The sequence below is a fragment of the Pseudomonas sp. PB103 genome (genome assembly GCF_009764635.1).
Lineage (GTDB): Bacteria > Pseudomonadota > Gammaproteobacteria > Pseudomonadales > Pseudomonadaceae > Aquipseudomonas.
Map to the genome: position 1 here is coordinate 21,483 of NZ_RWIL01000041.1, position 19,157 is coordinate 40,639.

At 57.7% G+C, this 19,157-nt stretch carries 21 protein-coding genes; 3 read left to right on the plus strand and 18 right to left on the minus strand.

Features of this window, described 5'->3' with window-relative positions; all coding sequences use genetic code 11:
• Positions 1-35: 35 nt before the first annotated feature.
• The 9 genes from EJA70_RS07550 to EJA70_RS07590 all read right to left on the minus strand — a co-directional run bounded on the left by EJA70_RS07550 (position 36) and on the right by EJA70_RS07590 (position 7,155).
• The gene (locus EJA70_RS07550) at positions 36-641 is read right to left on the minus strand and encodes an START domain-containing protein (protein WP_008087399.1); all 606 of its coding nucleotides are present in this window, start codon (positions 639-641) and stop codon (positions 36-38) included.
• 41 nt (positions 642-682) lie between these two features.
• Positions 683-937, minus strand: a complete 255-nt coding sequence (locus tag EJA70_RS07555; protein ID WP_008087400.1) for a YkgJ family cysteine cluster protein — start codon at positions 935-937, stop codon at positions 683-685.
• 166 nt (positions 938-1,103) lie between these two features.
• Positions 1,104-1,574 carry a translation initiation factor 2 gene (locus tag EJA70_RS07560; protein ID WP_158830345.1) on the minus strand — a complete coding sequence of 157 codons (471 nt, stop codon included), beginning with the start codon at positions 1,572-1,574 and terminating at the stop codon, positions 1,104-1,106.
• A gap of 78 nt (positions 1,575-1,652) precedes the next feature.
• Positions 1,653-3,092 (minus strand): PLP-dependent aminotransferase family protein, encoded by a 1,440-nt coding sequence (locus EJA70_RS07565; protein ID WP_008087402.1) that lies wholly within the window; start codon positions 3,090-3,092, stop codon positions 1,653-1,655.
• Between the two features lie 304 nt (positions 3,093-3,396).
• Positions 3,397-4,209, minus strand: coding sequence for an OmpA family protein (locus EJA70_RS07570; RefSeq protein WP_158830346.1), 813 nt, complete (start codon positions 4,207-4,209; stop codon positions 3,397-3,399).
• Positions 4,206-4,562 (minus strand): DUF4398 domain-containing protein, encoded by a 357-nt coding sequence (locus tag EJA70_RS07575; RefSeq protein WP_178116840.1) that lies wholly within the window; start codon positions 4,560-4,562, stop codon positions 4,206-4,208. The genes EJA70_RS07570 and EJA70_RS07575 overlap by 4 nt, the downstream gene beginning before the upstream one ends.
• A gap of 9 nt (positions 4,563-4,571) precedes the next feature.
• Entirely contained in the window at positions 4,572-5,393 is an 822-nt protein-coding gene (locus tag EJA70_RS07580) for an ABC transporter substrate-binding protein (protein ID WP_158830347.1), read from the minus strand.
• Between the two features lie 80 nt (positions 5,394-5,473).
• A complete protein-coding gene (locus EJA70_RS07585) occupies positions 5,474-6,403 on the minus strand; it encodes an electron transfer flavoprotein subunit alpha/FixB family protein (RefSeq protein ID WP_042560399.1) in 930 nt (309 codons plus the stop codon).
• A gap of 2 nt (positions 6,404-6,405) precedes the next feature.
• On the minus strand, positions 6,406-7,155 hold the full coding sequence (locus EJA70_RS07590) for an electron transfer flavoprotein subunit beta/FixA family protein (protein ID WP_007908338.1): 750 nt from the start codon (positions 7,153-7,155) through the stop codon (positions 6,406-6,408).
• 120 nt (positions 7,156-7,275) lie between these two features.
• Here EJA70_RS07590 and EJA70_RS07595 point away from each other — a divergent pair, with 120 nt between their 5' ends.
• Both EJA70_RS07595 and EJA70_RS07600 read left to right on the plus strand, forming a co-directional pair.
• The gene (locus EJA70_RS07595) at positions 7,276-7,692 is read left to right on the plus strand and encodes a hypothetical protein (RefSeq protein WP_158830348.1); all 417 of its coding nucleotides are present in this window, start codon (positions 7,276-7,278) and stop codon (positions 7,690-7,692) included.
• Positions 7,693-7,706: 14 nt separating this feature from the next.
• Positions 7,707-9,371 (plus strand): electron transfer flavoprotein-ubiquinone oxidoreductase, encoded by a 1,665-nt coding sequence (locus tag EJA70_RS07600; protein ID WP_158830349.1) that lies wholly within the window; start codon positions 7,707-7,709, stop codon positions 9,369-9,371.
• 183 nt (positions 9,372-9,554) lie between these two features.
• Here the strand turns inward: EJA70_RS07600 and EJA70_RS07605 are convergent, their stop codons facing one another.
• Entirely contained in the window at positions 9,555-10,445 is an 891-nt protein-coding gene (locus tag EJA70_RS07605; RefSeq protein ID WP_008085522.1) for an AraC family transcriptional regulator, read from the minus strand.
• A 191-nt stretch (positions 10,446-10,636) separates the two neighbouring features.
• Between EJA70_RS07605 and EJA70_RS07610 the strand changes: the two genes are divergently transcribed.
• On the plus strand, positions 10,637-11,689 hold the full coding sequence (locus EJA70_RS07610) for an NAD(P)-dependent alcohol dehydrogenase (protein ID WP_158830350.1): 1,053 nt from the start codon (positions 10,637-10,639) through the stop codon (positions 11,687-11,689).
• Positions 11,690-11,695: 6 nt separating this feature from the next.
• Here the strand turns inward: EJA70_RS07610 and EJA70_RS07615 are convergent, their stop codons facing one another.
• The 8 genes from EJA70_RS07615 to EJA70_RS07650 form a co-directional block, all read right to left on the minus strand.
• Positions 11,696-12,499: an IclR family transcriptional regulator gene (locus tag EJA70_RS07615; RefSeq protein WP_008085521.1), complete on the minus strand. Its 804-nt coding sequence runs from the start codon at positions 12,497-12,499 to the stop codon at positions 11,696-11,698.
• A gap of 60 nt (positions 12,500-12,559) precedes the next feature.
• Complete coding sequence (locus tag EJA70_RS07620; RefSeq protein ID WP_158830351.1) at positions 12,560-13,870, minus strand: MFS transporter; 1,311 nt, start codon at positions 13,868-13,870, stop codon at positions 12,560-12,562.
• Positions 13,871-14,050: 180 nt separating this feature from the next.
• Positions 14,051-15,199, minus strand: coding sequence for a galactonate dehydratase (dgoD, locus tag EJA70_RS07625; protein ID WP_095188559.1), 1,149 nt, complete (start codon positions 15,197-15,199; stop codon positions 14,051-14,053).
• A 62-nt stretch (positions 15,200-15,261) separates the two neighbouring features.
• The gene (locus tag EJA70_RS07630) at positions 15,262-15,882 is read right to left on the minus strand and encodes a 2-dehydro-3-deoxy-6-phosphogalactonate aldolase (RefSeq protein ID WP_158830352.1); all 621 of its coding nucleotides are present in this window, start codon (positions 15,880-15,882) and stop codon (positions 15,262-15,264) included.
• 19 nt (positions 15,883-15,901) lie between these two features.
• Positions 15,902-16,891, minus strand: a complete 990-nt coding sequence (locus EJA70_RS07635; RefSeq protein ID WP_158830353.1) for a 2-dehydro-3-deoxygalactonokinase — start codon at positions 16,889-16,891, stop codon at positions 15,902-15,904.
• Positions 16,892-16,998: 107 nt separating this feature from the next.
• A complete protein-coding gene (locus EJA70_RS07640) occupies positions 16,999-17,880 on the minus strand; it encodes a hypothetical protein (protein ID WP_158830354.1) in 882 nt (293 codons plus the stop codon).
• Positions 17,881-17,940: 60 nt separating this feature from the next.
• Positions 17,941-18,435: a hypothetical protein gene (locus EJA70_RS07645; protein ID WP_158830355.1), complete on the minus strand. Its 495-nt coding sequence runs from the start codon at positions 18,433-18,435 to the stop codon at positions 17,941-17,943.
• A complete protein-coding gene (locus tag EJA70_RS07650; RefSeq protein ID WP_158830356.1) occupies positions 18,435-19,157 on the minus strand; it encodes an alpha/beta hydrolase in 723 nt (240 codons plus the stop codon). The genes EJA70_RS07645 and EJA70_RS07650 overlap by 1 nt, the downstream gene beginning before the upstream one ends.

Genomic DNA, 19,157 nt, shown 5'->3' on the forward strand with positions numbered 1-19,157 from the left:
GAATCGATCGGGGCGTTATCTGCAAAGCACGACGATTACTTCTCGGCGCGCTCTTTCAGGGCTTTAAGTGTGTTGAACGGTGCGTCAACCACGAACTTGTTGGCCACCATCGCCGGCACGCTGCCACCTGGCTCGGTGTGCACTTGATAGGTCACTTCGACCTGATCACCCTTGGGCACGAATTTCCAGAAGCCTTTGACTTGGGCCACACGGACGAAACCTTTTTCTTCCGGAAGGTACTTCGGCACACCTTCCAGGTTACGGGTCAGACTGCCATCGGCGCCTTCAACGGTGGTGATGTGCAGCACCGAGTCACGCGGGGTAACCGGCCAAGGCGTATTGAACTGAGTGTAGGTCCAGCTCTGGTCGCCTTCGTGCTTGAGCAATTTTTGGGTCTTGCACTCGTGAATCCAGGCGCAGGCGCCGGAAACGTCTTCCTGCAACGCGCGCAGTTTGGCGACGGTGGTCTTCATCAGCGCCACGCCCTGGTAGGACTTGTAGTCCGAACCCGGCACTTCGCTCAGTGAAACCTTGATGCCTTCTTCGTTCTTGGCGACTTTCCAGTCTTCTGCCTGAGCGACCGAAGTGGCCAGCACAGCGGTCAAACCACACAACACAGCGATACGATGCAGCGAACCCATAGTCTTATTCCTTATTGTTGAAGTTCCGTTCGTTTGACACATCACGCCGCCGTCATTTGCTCCCACCAGCCGATCAGTCTGATCGCTTCTTGCGAACTGCTGCCGCAGACTTCGATGTCGGCAGAGAAGCCGGAACAGACTGCCGGACGCTCCGGGCGGCCGAAAATGCTGCACAGGTTTTCGACCGAGAGTTGCACGCAACGTTCGCCGGCAGGTTTGCCATCAGGCATGCCGGGAATCGGCGAACTGATGGAAGGGGCAATGCAGCAAGCGCCACAGCCTTCACGGCATTTCATGACGAACAATTCCTCGCGACGGGCGATGTGTAAAAGGGACGCGGAACAGAGTAACCGCTAAAACGGCTGTTTTAAATTGCCTGAACCGGGGTTTTTAGAGATTACTGAATGTGACTGACCAGTCTCCGACAAAGCGTCTGGTCAGCGGGTCACAGCGGGGACGAATTTACTGCTTGAATTCGAAATCCAGCGCAGCGCCTTCCACTTCGCGGCGCTCATCGTTGCGCAACTGCAACTGCATTTCGTTGCTGAGCAAGCGGCCATTGAGCTGAAAGCCGCTGTTTTTCTCGCCAAACATCTGCGGCAGGATCGGCTCGCGTTTCGGCAGGTCGACGGTGCCCTTGGGTTTCAGTTCCTGAACCATGTCTTTGGGCAGGCTGAGGTCGAGTCTGGCCGCCGGCAATCTGGTTTTCGCCACTTCACTGGCGGGTTTCGACTTGGACGCAATCGGCGCGCGTTTCTTCACGGGTTTGGCTTGCGGCTTCTTCGCCGGGACTGCCTTTTTCGCCGCCGGTGCCTTCTTGGCACTGGTCGTTGCTGGCGGTTTTTCCTGAACCGCAGCCGCCATGACACCGGGTGCATGACCGATCATCAGCATACACAGCACAACCCAGGCGGCAGGAACAATCGCTTTCATGGACCCAACGTGGCTAACGGCAGAGGGCCATATGCTCGCTTGTTGGGCGCGACAAGACAAGCATGAACGTCCGCTCGTTCAGAATCCGCCAGCCGTTTCCTGACACAGTTGGGTCGCCAGCAGCCCCAGGGTCATCAACGCCCGCTCGGCCTCGCGATTCCACGGAATGCCGCAATTGAGACGGATACAGTGGTTGAATTGCTCGGTATTACTGAAGATCAGCCCCGGTGCAATGCTGATGCCCTGCTGCAACGCGCGGATATGCAACTCCTGAGTGTTCACCCTCCCCGGCAGACTCACCCAAAGGATGAAACCGCCCGTGGGCCGGGTCATTTGCGTGCCTTCGGGGAAGTACTGCTGCACCGCCAACTGGAAAGCGCTGAGGTTTTTTCGGTATTCCTGACGGATGTACCGTAAATGCCGGTCATAACCGCCGTTTTCCAGATAAGCGGCAATCGCCATCTGCGTCACGCTGCACGCCGAATGGGTGCTGAAGGTCTGCAGACGCTGGATTTCCTGCTGGTACTTGCCGGCAATCATCCAGCCGATGCGCACACCGGGCGACAGGGTCTTGGAGAAACTTGAGCAGTAAATCACTCGGTCCAGGCGGTCGTAGGCTTTGAGGGCTTTGGTTTTGCCTTGCTCGAACATCAGTTCGCCATAAATATCATCTTCGACAATCTGGATATCGAAATCCGAAGCCAACCGCAGCAACTGCTTCTGCCGCTCTTCGGGCATGGTGCCGCCCAGTGGATTGCTCAAGCGCGTGGTCAGCACCAGCGCTTTGATCGACCATTGGTTGGCCGCCAGTTGCAGGGCTTCGAGGCTCATGCCGGTAGCAGGATCGCTGGGGATTTCGATGACTTTCAGGCCGAGCAGATCCGCCAGTTGCAACAGACCGTAGTAAGTCGGTGACTCGGCGGCAATCAGATCGCCCGGCCGGGTCAGCACCCGCAGCGACATCTGCAGGGCATCGACACAACCGTGGGTGATCACCACTTCCGACGGGTCGACCACCACGCCGGCATCGCGCATACGAATCGCCACTTGCCGGCGCAACGGTTCAAAACCGGGGCTGAACATGTAACTGAAGGCGCGCGGACTATGGAACCGGGTGACCTTGGCCAATTGCTGATGCAGCGCGCGCACCGGCAAATAATCGACGCTGGGCACAGCGGCACCGAGCGGGAATACGCCTTCACGACGCGACTCGACCAGCACTTGCTGAATGATGCTGCTGCGGGTGACCAGGCCTGGACGCTCGACCCGGGCGATATCCGGCGTCGGCGCTGTCAGCGCGGGCGTCTGGTGCACGTAATACCCGGACTGCGGACGTGCGCGAATCAGCCCCTGATCTTCGAGATTGGCGTAGGCCTGCAACACCGTGGCATGGCTGACGTTGAGCTGCGAACTCATCTTGCGCACCGAAGGCACGCGCTCCCCCGGTTGATAGACACCACGGCGGATGTCTTCGGCCAGTTGCTGAGCAATACGTTGGTAGAGCAAGAGATTGGTCATGACGCAGCACTCGATTTCACGGGCATTTTATTCTTGTGTGAAACAATACCGGAACAGTTTAGAAGTGTACTGGGACAGTTGCCACTTTAGTCGACCATACAGTGCGGTGTCTGCCCCTGACTGTACTGATTTGCGACCCATTCGACAGACGTAAAAAAGCCCGGTGCTTGCCGGGCTATGTAATGGAACACTGTAGGAGCTGACGAGTGCAACGAGGCTGCGATCGTTTGATCCTTGTTTTTCAAAATCAAAAGCGAAATCAAAAGATCGCAGGCTTCGCCAGCTCCTACAAGAGCAAACGCCCTTAACGGGCGGCGCCGAGTTGGCCTTTTTCGTCGGAGAAGACAATTTCCACGCGACGGTTCTGTGCCCGCCCACGCTCGGAAGCATTGGCGTCCACCGGGTATTCGTCACCGTAACCTTCGACCTGAATGCGCTTGTCCTCGATACCGAGATCCATCAGCACGTCGGCCACTGCTTGTGCGCGGTCGCGGGACAGTTTGATGTTCTCCTGCTTGCCGCCGGTGCTGTCGGTGTAACCCTCGATACGCACCACGCGTTTCGGATTCAGTTGCAGGAACTGGACAATCTTCAGCACCACGCGATTGGCCGAGTTTTTCAACTCCGCTTCACCGGTGTCGAACAGCACATCGCCAAGGGTCATCACCAGACCACGATCAGTCTGCGTGGTGGCCAGTGCAACGATCTGTTCCTCCAGCCATTTGCCTTGCTGCTGAACGCTGAGCAGCTTCGATTCACGCAGGGCCAGTTGCAGGCGCTGACGTTCCAGTTCGAGTTTGGCCGCGCGCTCTTCGTTGAGCACCTGATTGGTGTGCTCGCGGGCGATTTCGCTGTAGCGCTGGCTCAGGTAGGCGTAATGCACCACGTCCGAACCGCTGCCCCAATAGGTCGACAGGCGATCGGCGCGGGCCAGGGATTCGCCAGCGCGGATCACGTCTTTCGGCGCGATGCGCAGCACGTTGGAGTCTTCTTTGACTTTCTGGAAGTCAGCACCCGCCTCTTGCAGAGCCGATTCGCTGTGTTGACCGGCGCAGCCGTAAAGGCTGGCGCAACCGGCGAGAATCAGCGCGCCGATGGTTTTGGATTTGAGGCTCATTGGGCATCTCCCAGTTGCTTGCGCAGACGGACGATGCGGGTATTGAGCACATTCACCTGTTCTTCACTTTTCTGGGTCAGCACTTTGGCTTCGGCCAGACGCGCATCCAGCTCGGCCTGCTCGGCACGCATGCGCGCATTCCGATAGGACTCTTCAGCCATATTGCCTTTGGCGCGGGCGTACTTGGCTTCGGCCAGTTTCATTTCCGGCACGTCGTCGGCAGTGGCACCGACAGCCTTGGCCTGAGTGATGGCTTGTTCGGTGAGGCGCATTTGTTCGTTAGGTGCCGGATCGCTGGCGCAACCGGCCAGGGCCAGAACGGCCACAGCCGCGAAAAGAGGTCGAATACTCACTAAGAATCCCTACTGTTTTGGGGCACTGACAGGTTGTTGCGGCTGTTGCTGCTGCGCCTTCCAGCGCTCGATATTGCGTTGCAGCGCGGCTTCCGTCAGTCCGGACGCGGGCAATTCTGTCATCTTTTTGGCCAGCTGTCCGCGCAACCACGGATCGTTGCAGGCCGAGTTGTGGGAAACCGCGAGGAACAGCCCCGGCCGGTCGATGGGTTGCTCGAACGCCAGCAGATCATTGGCCATGCCCAATGCCTGCGCGGCGGCCATGCCCGAGTAGCGGCCGGCGAGTACATATTCCACTTCACCGAGGAGCAATTTCTGCAGGGCCTGGGTGAGGTTGGCTGTCTTGGTCAGGGTCAGATTCTGCTCGGCGAAAGTGCCAAATCCTTGCGTCATTCGAGACTTTTCCGACAGCGCGCCCGCGTGTCCCTGCAGGTCTTTGGCTTCGCTGTAGACCAGTGTCGAGCCTTTACGCGTCCATACCAGATAGTCGTTTTCCAGCAGCGGCGGATAGATGTAGTCGAGATTTTCCAGCTCGTTGAAGGTCAGCGGCGCGTCAGCGAGCATGTCCATGCGCCCGCTGCGCACTTCGTCGAGGGCTTGCGAGCGTTTACCGGCGTAGAGCAACTCGACTTTGATGCCGAGATCCTTGGCCACTTGTTGAAGCAGGTCGGCGCTGGCGCCGATCAGTTGCTTGGGATTTTGCGGGTCCTGCCACAGGTACGGCGGCGCGTCCGGGCTGCCGGTGACAACGAGGCGCTCGCACTTGCCAGCGGCCATGGCCAAACCGGGCAACAGGGCCAAACCCAACAACCATCCGCAGCGCAGATCCATGGCTAAACGCTCCCACTCAAATCCCAGACAAAAAAAAGCCCGACCAACAGGCCGGGCTCTTTATAAGTGAAGCCGCCGGTTTAAACCAGCTTCTCCAGCTCAGGGATTGCTTCGAACAGATCCGCCACGAGACCGTAATCGGCCACCTGGAAGATCGGCGCTTCTTCGTCCTTGTTGATCGCAACGATCACTTTGGAGTCTTTCATACCGGCCAAATGCTGGATCGCGCCGGAGATACCGACGGCGATGTACAGCTGTGGCGCAACGATCTTGCCGGTCTGACCGACCTGCATGTCGTTCGGTACGAAACCTGCGTCGACTGCGGCGCGCGAAGCACCGACAGCAGCGCCCAGCTTGTCGGCCAGGGCGTACAGGTGTTTGAAGTTGTCGCCGTTCTGCATGCCGCGGCCGCCGGAAACGACGATCTTGGCTGCGGTCAGTTCTGGACGATCAGACTTGGCCAGTTCTTCGCCAACGAAGCTCGAAGTGCCCGCATCGTGTGCAGCGCCGACTGCTTCAACAGCAGCCGAGCCACCTTCAGCAGCAACCGGGTCGAACCCGGTGGCACGCACGGTGATCACTTTGATCGCGGCGGTCGACTGTACGGTAGCGATAGCGTTACCGGCGTAGATCGGGCGCTTGAAGGTGTCAGCGCTTTCTACCGAGATGATCTCGGAGATCTGGTCAACGTCCAGCTGCGCAGCAACGCGCGGCAGGATGTTTTTGCCGTTGGAAGTGGCGGCAGCCAGGATGTGGCTGTAACCAGCGCCCAACTCAGCAACCAATGGCGCAACGTTTTCCGGCAACTGATGCGCGTAAGCCGCGTTGTCAGCGTTCAGAACTTTGCTCACGCCAGCGATTTTCGCAGCAGCTTCAGCCACGGCGCCAGCGCCTTGGCCGGCAACCAGAACGTGGATGTCGCCGCCGATTTTGGCAGCAGCAGCCACGGTGTTCAGTGTGGCCGGGGCCAGCACTTTGTTGTCGTGTTCAGCGATTACCAAGATAGTCATTTTTAGATTACCTTCGCTTCGTTTTTCAGTTTCTCGACCAGTTCAGCCACCGACTTGACCTTGATGCCAGCGCTGCGTGCAGCCGGCGCTTCGACTTTCAGGGTCTTGTTGGTGGAGGCGGTGGAAACGCCCAAAGCGTCCGGAGTCAGCACTTCGAGAGGCTTCTTCTTGGCTTTCATGATGTTTGGCAGGGACGCGTAGCGCGGCTCGTTCAAACGCAGGTCGGTGGTGACAATGGCCGGCAGTTTCAGCGAAACAGTCTGCGCGCCGCCGTCGATTTCGCGGGTCACGGCAACGCTGTCGCCAGAGACTTCGACTTTCGAGGCGAACGTGCCCTGACCGTAGCCGCTCAGTGCAGCGAGCATCTGGCCGGTCTGGTTGTTGTCGCTGTCGATGGCCTGTTTGCCGAGGATCACCAACTGCGGTTGTTCCTTGTCGACCACAGCCTTGAGCAGCTTGGCCACGGCGAGCGAGGTCAGATCTTCAGCGGATTCGACGAGGATGGCACGGTCGGCACCCAGAGCCAGTGCGGTACGCAGCTGCTCCTGAGCGGTGGTCGGGCCGATGGAGACGACGACGATTTCAGTCGCAACACCTTTCTCTTTCAGGCGTACGGCTTCTTCCACTGCGATTTCGCAGAACGGGTTCATCGACATCTTGACGTTGGCGAGATCGACGCCGGAATTGTCCGCCTTGACGCGGACCTTGACGTTGTAATCCACAACGCGTTTGACAGCTACAAGAACCTTCATGGATTCCTCGTTACTCTCCGGTGAAAAGAAAGTCGCCTAGGCGAACCTGGCGGTTGATGCTCATCAGGCTAAAAGGGCACCTCTAAAAACGCCGACTCGGGTGTCTGGTGGCTGCACGGTATGAAGACCTGCGACCGTTCGTCAGGGGTGACCGACGAGTCATGGATCTTCACGCTGTGTAAACTGCGCGCCGGACTGCGCCGCGCATCACCTTTTATTGCCTGTGCCCTGTCTTTAGAGGTGCTCTTGAAACCGCCAGTCTGCCTACGACGAGCGCAAAACCGCCCGTATCTTGACCGGAACGCCTATTCCGGTCAATACAGCAAAATGACCATTCATAAGCCGCGCTTCTTTGATTTCTCTGGGCTGGAGCCAATTCAAACAAACGTTTGTATTGGACGCTCGGAGTGGTGTAGATATAATGCGCCGCCTAGAGAGAAAGGTGGTTTGCCCATTATTACCCTTGACGTTAACGTAAAGGCAATAACGGATGCGACACCGAACCTCCAAATTAGAAAAAAAACTGTTGAGCCTTGAGTAGGAGATAGCCTGTGGAACGCGAATACATGGAATTCGACGTGGTCATCGTCGGTGCCGGCCCCGCTGGCCTGTCCGCCGCCTGCCGTCTGAAGCAGAAGGCCGCCGAAGCCGGTAAGGAAATCAGCGTCTGCGTGGTCGAAAAAGGCTCCGAAGTCGGCGCGCACATCCTGTCCGGTGCCGTGTTCGAACCACGCGCTCTGAACGAACTGTTCCCGGACTGGAAAGAGCTCGGCGCCCCGCTGAACACGCCCGTCACCCGCGACGATATTTTCGTGCTGAAAAACGCCGAAAACGCGCAGAAAATTCCAGACCTCTTTGTGCCCAAGACCATGCACAACGAAGGCAACTACATCATCTCCCTCGGCAACCTGTGCCGCTGGCTGGCCCAACAGGCGGAGAACCTCGGCGTAGAAATCTACCCGGGCTTCGCCGCTCAGGAAGCGTTGATCGACGAGCAAGGCGTGGTGCGCGGCATCATCACCGGTGATCTCGGCGTCGACCGCGAAGGCAATCCGAAGGAAGGCCTGTACACCCCGGGCATGGAACTGCGTGGCAAATACACGCTGTTCGCCGAAGGCTGCCGTGGCCACATCGGCAAGCAACTGATCAAGCGCTACAACCTCGACAGCGATGCCGACGCTCAGCATTACGGCATCGGCCTGAAAGAAATCTGGGAAATCGACCCGGCCAAGCACCAGCCAGGCCTGGTAGTGCACACCGCCGGCTGGCCGCTGGACATCATGGGCACCGAGAACACCGGCGGCTCGTTCCTCTATCACTTGGAAAACAACCAGGTGGTGGTCGGTCTGATCGTCGATCTTTCCTACAGCAACACTTACCTGTCGCCGTTCGACGAGTTCCAGCGCCTCAAGCATCACCCGGTGCTGGCTCAGTACCTGGAAGGCGGCAAGCGCATCAGCTACGGCGCTCGTGCGATCTGCAAAGGTGGCCTGAACTCGCTGCCGAAAATGGTCTTCAAGGGCGGCGCGCTGATCGGTTGCGATCTCGGCACCCTGAACTTCGCCAAGATCAAAGGCAGCCACACCGCGATGAAGTCCGGCATGCTCGCCGCAGAATCGGTGGCTGACGCACTGTTCGCTGAAAAGGACGGCACTGAAGAACTGACCACTTATGTGGACGCGTTCAAGAAGAGCTGGCTCTACGACGAACTGTTCGCCAGCCGTAACTTCGGCCCGGCGATCCACAAGTTCGGCGCTATCGTTGGCGGCGGTTTCAACTGGCTTGATCAGAACATCTTCGGCGGCAAACTGCCGTTCACCCTGCACGACACCAAGCCGGATTATGCTTGCCTCAAGCTCGCGGCCGACTGCAAGAAGATCGACTATCCGAAGCCGGACGGCAAACTCAGCTTCGACAAACTCAGCTCGGTGTTCATCTCCGGTACCAACCACGAAGAAGAACAGCCTTGCCACTTGAAGCTGAAAGACCCGAGCATCCCGATCAGCAAGAACCTGCCACTGTACGACGAACCGGCGCAGCGCTACTGCCCGGCCGGCGTGTACGAAGTGATCACCAAGGAAGACGGCGAGAAGCGCTTCCAGATCAATGCGCAGAACTGCGTGCACTGCAAGACCTGTGACATCAAGGACCCTTCGCAGAACATCACCTGGGTCACGCCGGAAGGCGCTGGCGGCCCGACTTACCCGAATATGTAAGTCGAACCGCTGAACATCAAGGCCCCCGATTTGGGGGCCTTTTTGTTGCCCGCAATTCCGCTAGCAACACAAATCCCTGTGGGAGCTGGCTTGCCAGCGATGGGGCCGTGTCAAACGACATCACGGCAAACTGAACCACCGCTATCGCTGGCAAGCCAGCTCCCACAGGGAGTGTGTAAATCCTCAGGCAGCGCGTTCATCACCCGGGCTGCGCTCGAAGTAGCGCTTATATTCGCGACTGAACTGCGACGTACTCTGATACCCCACCCGATGCGCCACCTGCGCCACACCCAAGCCCTCCGCCACCAGCAACGTCTGCGCCTTCAACAGTCGCAAGCGTTTCAAATACTGCACCGGCGACAACAACGTGCTGCGCTTGAAGTGCTCATGAAACGTCGACACGCTCATGTTCGCGCAACCGGCCAGCGTCTCCACATTCAACGGCTCGGTGTAATGCGCATGCAGATGACTGATCGACGCCGCGACCCGCGCAAATTGTCCCTGCTGTTCCACCAACGCGCGCAGCACATCCGCCTGCGGTCCACGCAACGCGACAAACAACAATTCACGCACCCGCGCCGGCCCGAGAATCTGACATTCCAGCGGATCGTGCAGGCAACTGAGCAAACGCTCGACGCAACCGCGCATGTCATCGTCGAGCACCACCGAAGTCATCGACTCCGGCGTCTGCGCCGGAATATGCCGCCCCGGCGCCAGCCCCATGGCCAGCACCAACTCACCGAGCAACACTCGATCAATCGCCACCGACACCCCGAGCAACGGCGCATCCGGCAAGGCAAACGTCTCACACTCAAACGGCACCGGCAGCGCCTGAATCAGGTAATGCCCAGCGCCATACTCCATCGTCCGCGGCCCGAGAAACGCCAGTTTGCTGCCCTGCGCGATGATCATCAGGCTCGGCTCATAAATGTGCGGGCCACGGGCGACGTCACAACTGGCGCGCAACACTTGCACACCGGGCAACCCGGTCGGGGAATAACCATCGCGCAGCGCCAACGGTTCGATCAGCGAAACCAGCCGGGCATTGGCATCAAGATGACGGGTTAATTGCATCAAAGCTCTTCACTGAAAATGGAGCGAAAAAAGGGATGCAAGCATCATCGCAGATCCTTTTGCCAATGCGACCGATCAAACCCGCATGCCGGAGGATTAGGCATGAGACCCGGAGGAATCGTCATGGCCGACCGGTCAGTCGACGCCCAGAATGCGCCGCCTCACTTGTTCCTGCTTTTGCGAGGTTTCACATGTACACCGCCATCGGCTATGCCGCCCAATCGGCCACCACGCCCCTCGCCCCGATGAAATTCGAACGCCGCAGCCCGCGCGCCGACGACGTCGCGATCGAGATCCTCTACTGCGGCGTTTGCCACTCCGATATCCACCAGGCGCGCAATGAATGGGGCATCGCCGTTTACCCGCTGATGCCTGGCCACGAGATCGTCGGAAAAGTCACCGCGATCGGTGCGAATGTCACCCAGCACAAGGTAGGCGATCTGGTCGGGGTTGGCTGCATGGTCGACTCGTGCCGCACTTGCGAAGCCTGCCAGTCGAACCTTGAGCAATACTGCCTCGAAGGCCCGACCATGACCTACGCCACCCCGGATCGGTTCGATGGCAGCAACACCATGGGCGGTTATTCGGACAGCATCGTCGTCAGCGAACACTTCGTTGTGCGCATCCCGGAAAAACTCGCACTGGCCAGCGCTGCGCCGATTCTCTGTGCCGGCATCACCACCTACTCGCCGCTCAAGCACTACGGCGTCAAGGCCGGCGACAAGGTCGGGATTCTCGGCATGGGCGGTCTGGGCCACATGGGCATCAAGTTCGCCAAGGCCATGGGCGCCGAAGTCACGCTGTTCACCCGCTCGGCCAGCAAGGCAGAAGAAGGTCGTCGTCAGGGTGCCGATCACGTGATCGTGTCCACCGACGCCGAGCAGATGAAAGCCGCTGCCGGTTACTTCGACTTCCTGCTCGACACTATTCCGGTGCAGCACGATCTGAACCCGTACCTCGACACCCTGCGCTTCGACGGTGTGCACATTCTGGTCGGTCTGATCGAGCCGGTTGATCCACCGGTACACGCCGGCAAACTGGTGATGAGCCGTCGCGTTCTGGCCGGTTCGCTGATCGGTGGCGTCGCCGAAACCCAGGAAGTGCTGGATTTCTGCGCCGATCACAACATCACCTGCGACATCGAAATGCTCGACATCCGCCAGATCAACGAGGCTTACGCGCGCATGATCGCCGGCGACGTGAAGTACCGTTTCGTCATCGACATGGCGACGCTCAAGGTTTAAACCCGCTTAAACCTTCAAGCCAAGCTCCGCCGAGAGCCGGGCTGTGACTCCTTTGATCAGGGGAATCAGCTCGGCCATTTTTTCCAGCGGCATGTATGGCACGGTGCTGGCGATGCTGATCGCCGCAACAATGCCCTTGCTCGCATCGCGAATCGGCGCTGCCACACAGCGGATCGACGGTTCGTTGTCTTCCAGATCGAACGCGTAGCCACCGGCGACGTACTCGGTCATGCGCTGCTCAAGCTGTTCCCACGATTGTTGGGGATGCTGCGGCCAGAACTGACTTTTCCCACCCGCCGGCAGGCTGATGTCGTACAGCCGCTGCCAATCTTTCGGCGAGTCATCAAGCATCAACGCCTTGCCGATCCCGGTGCGCGCCAACGGCATGCGATGGCCGACCCGCGAGCGCATTTCCGGGCCATTACGCCCCGGATTCTTCAGCAGATACAGCACCTCGTCGCCTTCACGAATGCCCAAGTGCACGGTGTCACCGGTCAGCGCCGACAACTCGTCCAGATACGGCGCGGCCAGGGTCACCAGCGGCAATTCTTCGCGGGCCTGAAAACCCAGTTCAATCAGCTTCGGCCCGAGCAGGTAACCGACTTGCGGCACCACGCGCAGGTAACGCTCATCAACCAGGCAACTGGCCAGACGATGGGTGGTGCTGCGTGTGGTGCCGATCAGCCGGGCAATTTCCTTGAGATCGCGGGCGCCACTGGCCACCGCTTGCACCACACCCAGGCCGCGCAACAGTGTTTGCGTGCCGGTGGGCGCGGCGTCCTTGGTTTTTTCCGGAGCGTCTTCCTGCATATCCAGCCTTTACCGTTGAGCGAGGGAACGGGCGGCATTATGGTCGCCCGACGCAGACCACTACAACTCGATACGCTCGACCTTGCCGACCAGCAGCACGTAGGACAAAGCACCGATCAATGCGAGAACCGCGATATAGGTGATCGCCGGCGCGAACGAATCGCCGCTGGCGAGGAAGCCGATGACGATCGGCGTGGCAATCGCCGACAGGTTGCCGATGAAGTTGAACACCCCGCCGGTCAGCCCGAGCAAGCGTGCCGGCGCCAAGGTCGATACCAGCGACCAGGTGATCGAGGCCAGGCCATTACCGAAGAACGCCAGCGCCAGAAAGGCAATCACCAGCGGCGTCGACTCAACGAAGTTGGCGCCGATGATCGAGGTGGAAATCAGCAACCCGCCAATGATCGGCAACTTGCGCGCAAAGCCGACGGTGTAGCCGCGACGAATCAGGAAGTCGGAAAAGAATCCCGAACACAACACGCCGACAAACGCAGCGAGAAACGGCAGCGACGCCAACAGGCCAGACTTGATGAAGTCCATACCGCGATATTTCACCAGGTACGTCGGGAACCAAGTCAGGAAAAACCACAGCGTCGAGTTCAGGCAGAACTGGCCGAGGTAGATGCCCCACAATTTGCGTTTGGTCAGAACGATGCCGAGATCGGTCCAGCTGAATTTGGCTTTGACCTTGGCCGACTCTTTCTGAATATCAACCAGACCACCGCCCTCGCGGATCAGGTCGATTTCGGCTTCATTGGCGCCTTTGAAATCCCGTGGCTCGCGATACACCGCGTACCAGATCGCCGCCCAAATAATGCCGACAGCGCCGGTCGCGACGAACACCATGTGCCAGCCGAATTCGTGTTGCAGCCAGGCCAGCACCGGGGTCAGGAATGCCAGGCCGACGAATTGCCCGGACGTGTAGAAACCGATGGCCGTAGCGCGTTCGCGTTCGGGGAACCAGGTCGTGACCACGCGACTGTTGATCGGATAGGCCGGTGCTTCCAGCGCGCCGACCGCCATGCGCAGCACGAACAGCGCGATGAAACTGGCGGCGAAACCGAGCATCACCGTGGCAATCGACCACAACAGCAAAGCGACGCTATAGAGAATGCGCGGTGGCACGCGATCGACCAGCCAGCCGCCGGGGATCTGCATGGCGGCGTAAGTCCAGCCGAACGCGGAAAAAATCAGGCCGACGTGAATCGGATCGATGCCCAGCTCACTGGTCAGCGCTGGCGCGGCAATCGACAGGTTGCTGCGGTCGAGGTAATTGATGACCACGGTGATAAACAGCAACACCATGATGAAAAACCGCTTGCGGCTGGGCGTGACTAAAGACGCCTGCCCGGAGAGGGTTTGCGGTTGCATGGGGAGAGCCTCTTTTTATGTTTATTGAGGTCATGACGCAAATCTCCCATCCATGGAGATCAAACTGTGGGAGCTGGCTTGCCAGCGATGGCGGTGTGTCTGTCAAATCAATGCTGGATGTGCCGCCATCATCGCTGGCAAGCCAGCTCCCACAGGGACTTTCGGTGTGTCAGCGCAGACTCACCACTCGGCAAAGCTGCCATCGGCATGGCGCCAGATCGGGTTGCGCCAGCGATGCCCGACCGCCGCACGCTCGATCACGTATTCCTCGTTGATCTCGATGCCCAACCCCGGCCCGTTCGGAATCTTCACAAAACCTTTGTCGTAATCGAACACCCGCGGATCTTTCACGTAATCGAGCAAATCGTTGCTCTCGTTGTAATGGATACCGAGGCTCTGCTCCTGGATAAACGCGTTGTAACAAACCGCGTCCAGTTGCAAACACGCTGCCAGCGCAATCGGGCCCAACGGGCAATGCAGCGCCAGCGCCACGTCGTAGGCTTCGGCCATGTTGGCGATCTTGCGGGTTTCGGTGATACCGCCAGCGTGAGAAGCATCCGGCTGGATGATGTCGACGTAGCCTTCGCTCAACACGCGTTTAAAGTCCCAACGCGAGAACAAGCGCTCGCCGAGGGCAATCGGCGTGCTGGTCAGCGGCGCCAGTTCTTTCAGCGCTTCGTAGTTTTCGCTGAGCACCGGCTCTTCGATAAACATCAGCTTGTACGGATCGAGCTCCTTCATCAGCACCTTGGCCATCGGCTTGTGCACGCGGCCATGGAAGTCGACGCCGATGCCGACGTTCGGCCCGACCGCATCACGCACGGCGGCTACGTTGGCCAGCGCCAGATCGACTTTTTCAAAGGTATCGAGGAATTGCAGCTCTTCGGTGCCGTTCATTTTCACCGCAGTGAAACCACGGCTCACCGCCTCTTTCGCCGCACGCGCAGTGTCGGCCGGGCGATCGCCGCCGATCCACGAATACACACGAATCTTGTCACGCACCTGACCACCAAGCAGATCGCTGACCGACACACCGAGGGCCTTGCCCTTGATGTCCCACAGCGCCTGGTCGATACCGGCCAGCGCACTCATGTGAATCGCGCCGCCACGGTAGAAACCGCCGCGATACAGCACCGTCCAGATGTCTTCGATGTTGCGTGGATCTTTGCCGATCAGGTAATCGGACAACTCTTCGACGGCGGCGGCGACGGTGTGCGCGCGGCCTTCGACCACAGGCTCGCCCCAACCGGTCACGCCCTCGTCGGTTTCGATCTTGAGGAAGCACCAGCGCGGCGGAACGATAAAGGTGGTGAGTTTGGTGATTTTCATCTCTGCTCTCTTTTTGTAAATGCAGCTCTTATTAGATGCAGCGCACGCAGCGCCAAAAAGTCTTAGCGAAGGGCCTTCCACGCGGCCACGTAGGCCTTGGCATTCACCGCCACTTGCTCCGGGGTCATGCCCGGTTTGAACAGGCCGGAACCGAGGCCGAAACCTTTCACGCCAGCGTCGATGAACGCCTGCATATTGTCCGGCGTGATGCCGCCGACCGGCGCCAGCACCGTCCCGGACGGCAACACCGCAAGCCAGGCTTTGACGACTGCCGGACCCATCTGCTCGGCCGGGAACAGTTTGAGAATATCCGCACCCTCCGCCAGCGCCGCGAACGCTTCCGTTGGCGTGGCAACACCCGGCGACAGAAACAGCCCCGCCGCTTTTGCTGCGCGTAAAACCTTGGCATCGCTGTGCGGCATGACGATCACTTGGCCGCCGGCCTCTTTCACCAACGCGACCTGTTCCGGCGTCAACACCGTGCCAGCACCGATCAGGCAATCGGCGGGCAAGGTCTTGCGCAGGATGCGGATACTTTCGTACGGCGAAGGGGAATTGAGCGGTACTTCGATGACGCGAAATCCGGCCGCATACAGGACTTCTCCGACAGCGGCAGCTTCCTGCGGATGCAGGCCACGCAGAATCGCGATCAGACCGTTTTGCGCCAATGCTTGCTTGAGCATGTCAGGCCTCCAGTCAGGGTTAACGGGATGAGGAATCGATCAGTCCGGCGGCCAGCGCCAGTTGCCACAAACCACGCTCGGTGGCCTGCTCGGCCAGCGTCACGTTGGCGAAACCACAGGCATCAAGGGCGCGGCTGTAGCGCGCGCAAAGTTGCGCGTTGCCAATCAGGATGATCGAAGGAAGATTGAGATTGTTACGGCGACGGCGTTGCGCGCCAGCCAGTGCTGCCAGTTCATGGCCGATCATCAGGCCGGACAGATAATCCGCCTGCGCCGTGGCACTGAGTTCGCCGGTCAGGCCCAGGGTTCGGGCACTGAACAAGGTCGACAGCACGCCGAGCTCGCCGTCCGCCGACTGCGCGATCTGCACACCGCGGTCAAACGCCTGAGCATCGAACGCCGCGCCTTGCTTCAGGGTCCGGCCGAGAATGCTGTGCTCACTGAGCACGGCGAACACTTCGCCGGTCATGAACGTATCGAAATGAGTGATGCAACCATCGACCACGTCCACCCATTTCGAGTGACTGCCCGGCAGCCCGATCAGCAGATCAGCGCCCGCCTCGACCGGCAGATTCTGCAGGACGCCGAGCACTTGGGTCTCCTCGCCGCGCATCACATTCGGCAAGTGCGAACGCTGAATCACGCCCGGCACGATATGCACCCGCGTGCCGCGCAGACTGACAATTGTTTGTAGGGAGTTTCCGAGATTGGCGACGTTTGCCGGCGTCTCGCAGTAGGCGGCTTCGCGCCAGCCCTGCGCACTGCCGACCATGCCGCAGGCAATCACCGGCAGATCCGGCTGCGCATCGAGCCAGTCGCCGCACGCGTCGTCGAAGGCCAATTCAAAACCATCGGCGCATTCGCGACCGTTGATGATTCGCGGGGTCTTGGGCAACTGCATGATCCCGGACGACAGCGCGCGCTGCTCCAGCACCACACCGCCCGCCGCGAGTTTGTAAGCACGTAATGAGGTCGTCCCCCAGTCGAGCGCGATCAATTGCGCCAGCATCGCTTCACCTGTTTTGTTTTTGGCAGTGAGTGCGATGGACTATAGACCTCTCAGATGGGAAATCTCAATATGTAATTTTGCATCCCATATTATGGGACTCATAAGATTTACATCGCCACGGCTTCCAGCTCTTCTCCAAACAGGAAAAGCCTGAAGTTTTCGGGGTAATTCGAACCAAAGACATGTGTATCGCCCTGAGCATCACTCAGCCCTTCTTCTTTCCTTCCATCCGAACGTTTAATGATGTATCGCACGTTCTGCCGGGGTTTTCGCGTCTGGGCATCGACAATTCGAAACTTGCCTTTCAGTGGCGCAAACGAACTTAATAACCCACTGTAAGGCAGGCCACTGCACACGCCTCCATGAACAATGGTGTCTCCTGCGTGATAGCGTCTCTGCGTAATGCAAATCTGCTCGAATTGCAGCCATGACAGCGGCCGCAGTTCTGGCGACAATATTACATACTCCGGCGCCGTGATCACTTTTTCAACCTCAGCAATGATCCGAGAGGTGGGAACATACATAACCTTTGAATAATAAGCCTTATAAAAAGTAGCCGTTATTGTCACCTGACACGGAATATAGTCTTGCTTGCCCAACAACGACAATAACACCTCCTTTCTGATTATTCTGAAACTACTACCCTGATTGACATCCTCTTCAAACCTGAACCATACATCAAACTCATAACGTCGATCACCCTCCACAATACGAACATCGCTGACGGCACCTTTTCCGTAAAGACGAATTTTGTGAAGTATGGAAAAATCAACATCACCATCCAGCGAGCACTTCAACCAAGTACCAACCTGCTCATTAATACCGTGCGCCCTGTATAAATTGACCAAATCCCTATCAGACCTGAAGCGAAAATTATAATCTCCGCCCTTGTATTCAATAGATGTGAATTCAACTCGCGGCGCTGGCACATGCAACTGCATACACGAAGAACAGAAAACAAACAAGACAATTAAAATCAACCTATGCATCACCACCCCGAGAAACCAGATACACAACAACTATAGATATCAATCTTTCAGAATTCACTCCTAATCCAAAACACGAATAATACTTTCAACCGGAACATACATAACATTGGAAAAATAAGTATCTATCATTGTCGCACTGGCGAAAAACTTACAAGGCAACTGCTTTTTATTAACCAACAATTTTCTTATTTCTGCGGGCGTCAGATGCCTTTCGCTATTCCCATTGGCAACCGATTCACTGAAAACCACTGGCGAAACAAAATCCAAATGTGACCCTGATGCATCATCTGAAACTCCACCGCTCATAAAGCGCTTCATCTGATGCCCCTCACTAAAATCGGTATCGTCTTCTAGAGCGCAAAGCAATCCCACGCCAATCAACGATTTATAGGGCCCCAAAATATCAATATCAGAAGAAAAGTGCAGATCGTACAAGGGCGCATTACCAACGCGTTCGATTTTAGAGAACTGAAGATTTGCAGGAGGCTTGGCCTGTTTAAATGTGCAGCCTGCCACCACGCACATGCACAGTAGAAAAACCGTCCTCATTATCATTACATTTCTCCCCTGAAATGCTTATTGACCGAGTTAATCATGTAATTCAAAGCCGACTTCCCATCCGCCAGCACCGTGGTATACATGATACCCGCTGATTCGTGATTTACGTCCATGATACTGTTTACGTTCGGCCCGCTTTCCACGCGCCATTGTTCACCGATTCCGGCGATCCAGTCTGACAGATTAGCGTCTGATGATTTCGCCAATATATTTATCCACAAACCGGCACTGGGTTGCGGTGTATCCGGGTAGATATTCGAAATACCGCCAACCAACGCACCCACTCCAACCGGATCGAGAGTAATCAGCATTTTTACGGAGTATCCCAGGCTACTCAAGTGGCTAGACAGATGAGCGCCATTCCATCCTCCCAGGCTGTGCCCCACAATATAAATAGCGTCACTTTTACATAGCCCCTGAAGCACGTTTAATTTAATATTTTCCTCACCAATTACTTGGTTATACCCAAGATGGTAAGACGTTACTCCAGGAAAATAATCGGCTTTGACCACTGAATCATCAAAAGACTTTTTTGCACGTGCAACGTTATTTTTCGGCCCAAAGCCATAATAGCTTTCCTTATCACCAGCGCCTCCGATGAAGAAAGCCGATGCCCGTCGCATGTATTTAAATTGTTTGACCGCCTCATCTGTTGGGCATGTGAGCGTATGCGAGCCAAGGTTTTTTTTGTCATTCGCAGCCGTGTTATCCGTTCCCAC

Bases quoted from the DNA above. Each gene is read 5' to 3' on its own strand.
- EJA70_RS07550 (WP_008087399.1), bottom strand. From the start codon at position 641: ATGGGTTCGCTGCATCGTATCGCTGTGTTGTGTGGTTTGACCGCTGTG.
- EJA70_RS07555 (WP_008087400.1), bottom strand. From the start codon at position 937: ATGAAATGCCGTGAAGGCTGTGGCGCTTGCTGCATTGCCCCTTCCATC.
- EJA70_RS07560 (WP_158830345.1), bottom strand. From the start codon at position 1,574: ATGAAAGCGATTGTTCCTGCCGCCTGGGTTGTGCTGTGTATGCTGATG.
- EJA70_RS07565 (WP_008087402.1), bottom strand. From the start codon at position 3,092: ATGACCAATCTCTTGCTCTACCAACGTATTGCTCAGCAACTGGCCGAA.
- EJA70_RS07570 (WP_158830346.1), bottom strand. From the start codon at position 4,209: ATGAGCCTCAAATCCAAAACCATCGGCGCGCTGATTCTCGCCGGTTGC.
- EJA70_RS07580 (WP_158830347.1), bottom strand. From the start codon at position 5,393: ATGGATCTGCGCTGCGGATGGTTGTTGGGTTTGGCCCTGTTGCCCGGT.
- EJA70_RS07585 (WP_042560399.1), bottom strand. From the start codon at position 6,403: ATGACTATCTTGGTAATCGCTGAACACGACAACAAAGTGCTGGCCCCG.
- EJA70_RS07590 (WP_007908338.1), bottom strand. From the start codon at position 7,155: ATGAAGGTTCTTGTAGCTGTCAAACGCGTTGTGGATTACAACGTCAAG.
- EJA70_RS07595 (WP_158830348.1), top strand. From the start codon at position 7,276: ATGAAGACCTGCGACCGTTCGTCAGGGGTGACCGACGAGTCATGGATC.
- EJA70_RS07605 (WP_008085522.1), bottom strand. From the start codon at position 10,445: ATGCAATTAACCCGTCATCTTGATGCCAATGCCCGGCTGGTTTCGCTG.
- EJA70_RS07610 (WP_158830350.1), top strand. From the start codon at position 10,637: ATGTACACCGCCATCGGCTATGCCGCCCAATCGGCCACCACGCCCCTC.
- EJA70_RS07615 (WP_008085521.1), bottom strand. From the start codon at position 12,499: ATGCAGGAAGACGCTCCGGAAAAAACCAAGGACGCCGCGCCCACCGGC.
- EJA70_RS07620 (WP_158830351.1), bottom strand. From the start codon at position 13,870: ATGCAACCGCAAACCCTCTCCGGGCAGGCGTCTTTAGTCACGCCCAGC.
- dgoD (WP_095188559.1), bottom strand. From the start codon at position 15,199: ATGAAAATCACCAAACTCACCACCTTTATCGTTCCGCCGCGCTGGTGC.
- EJA70_RS07630 (WP_158830352.1), bottom strand. From the start codon at position 15,882: ATGCTCAAGCAAGCATTGGCGCAAAACGGTCTGATCGCGATTCTGCGT.
- EJA70_RS07635 (WP_158830353.1), bottom strand. From the start codon at position 16,891: ATGCTGGCGCAATTGATCGCGCTCGACTGGGGGACGACCTCATTACGT.
- EJA70_RS07640 (WP_158830354.1), bottom strand. From the start codon at position 17,880: ATGCATAGGTTGATTTTAATTGTCTTGTTTGTTTTCTGTTCTTCGTGT.
- EJA70_RS07645 (WP_158830355.1), bottom strand. From the start codon at position 18,435: ATGATAATGAGGACGGTTTTTCTACTGTGCATGTGCGTGGTGGCAGGC.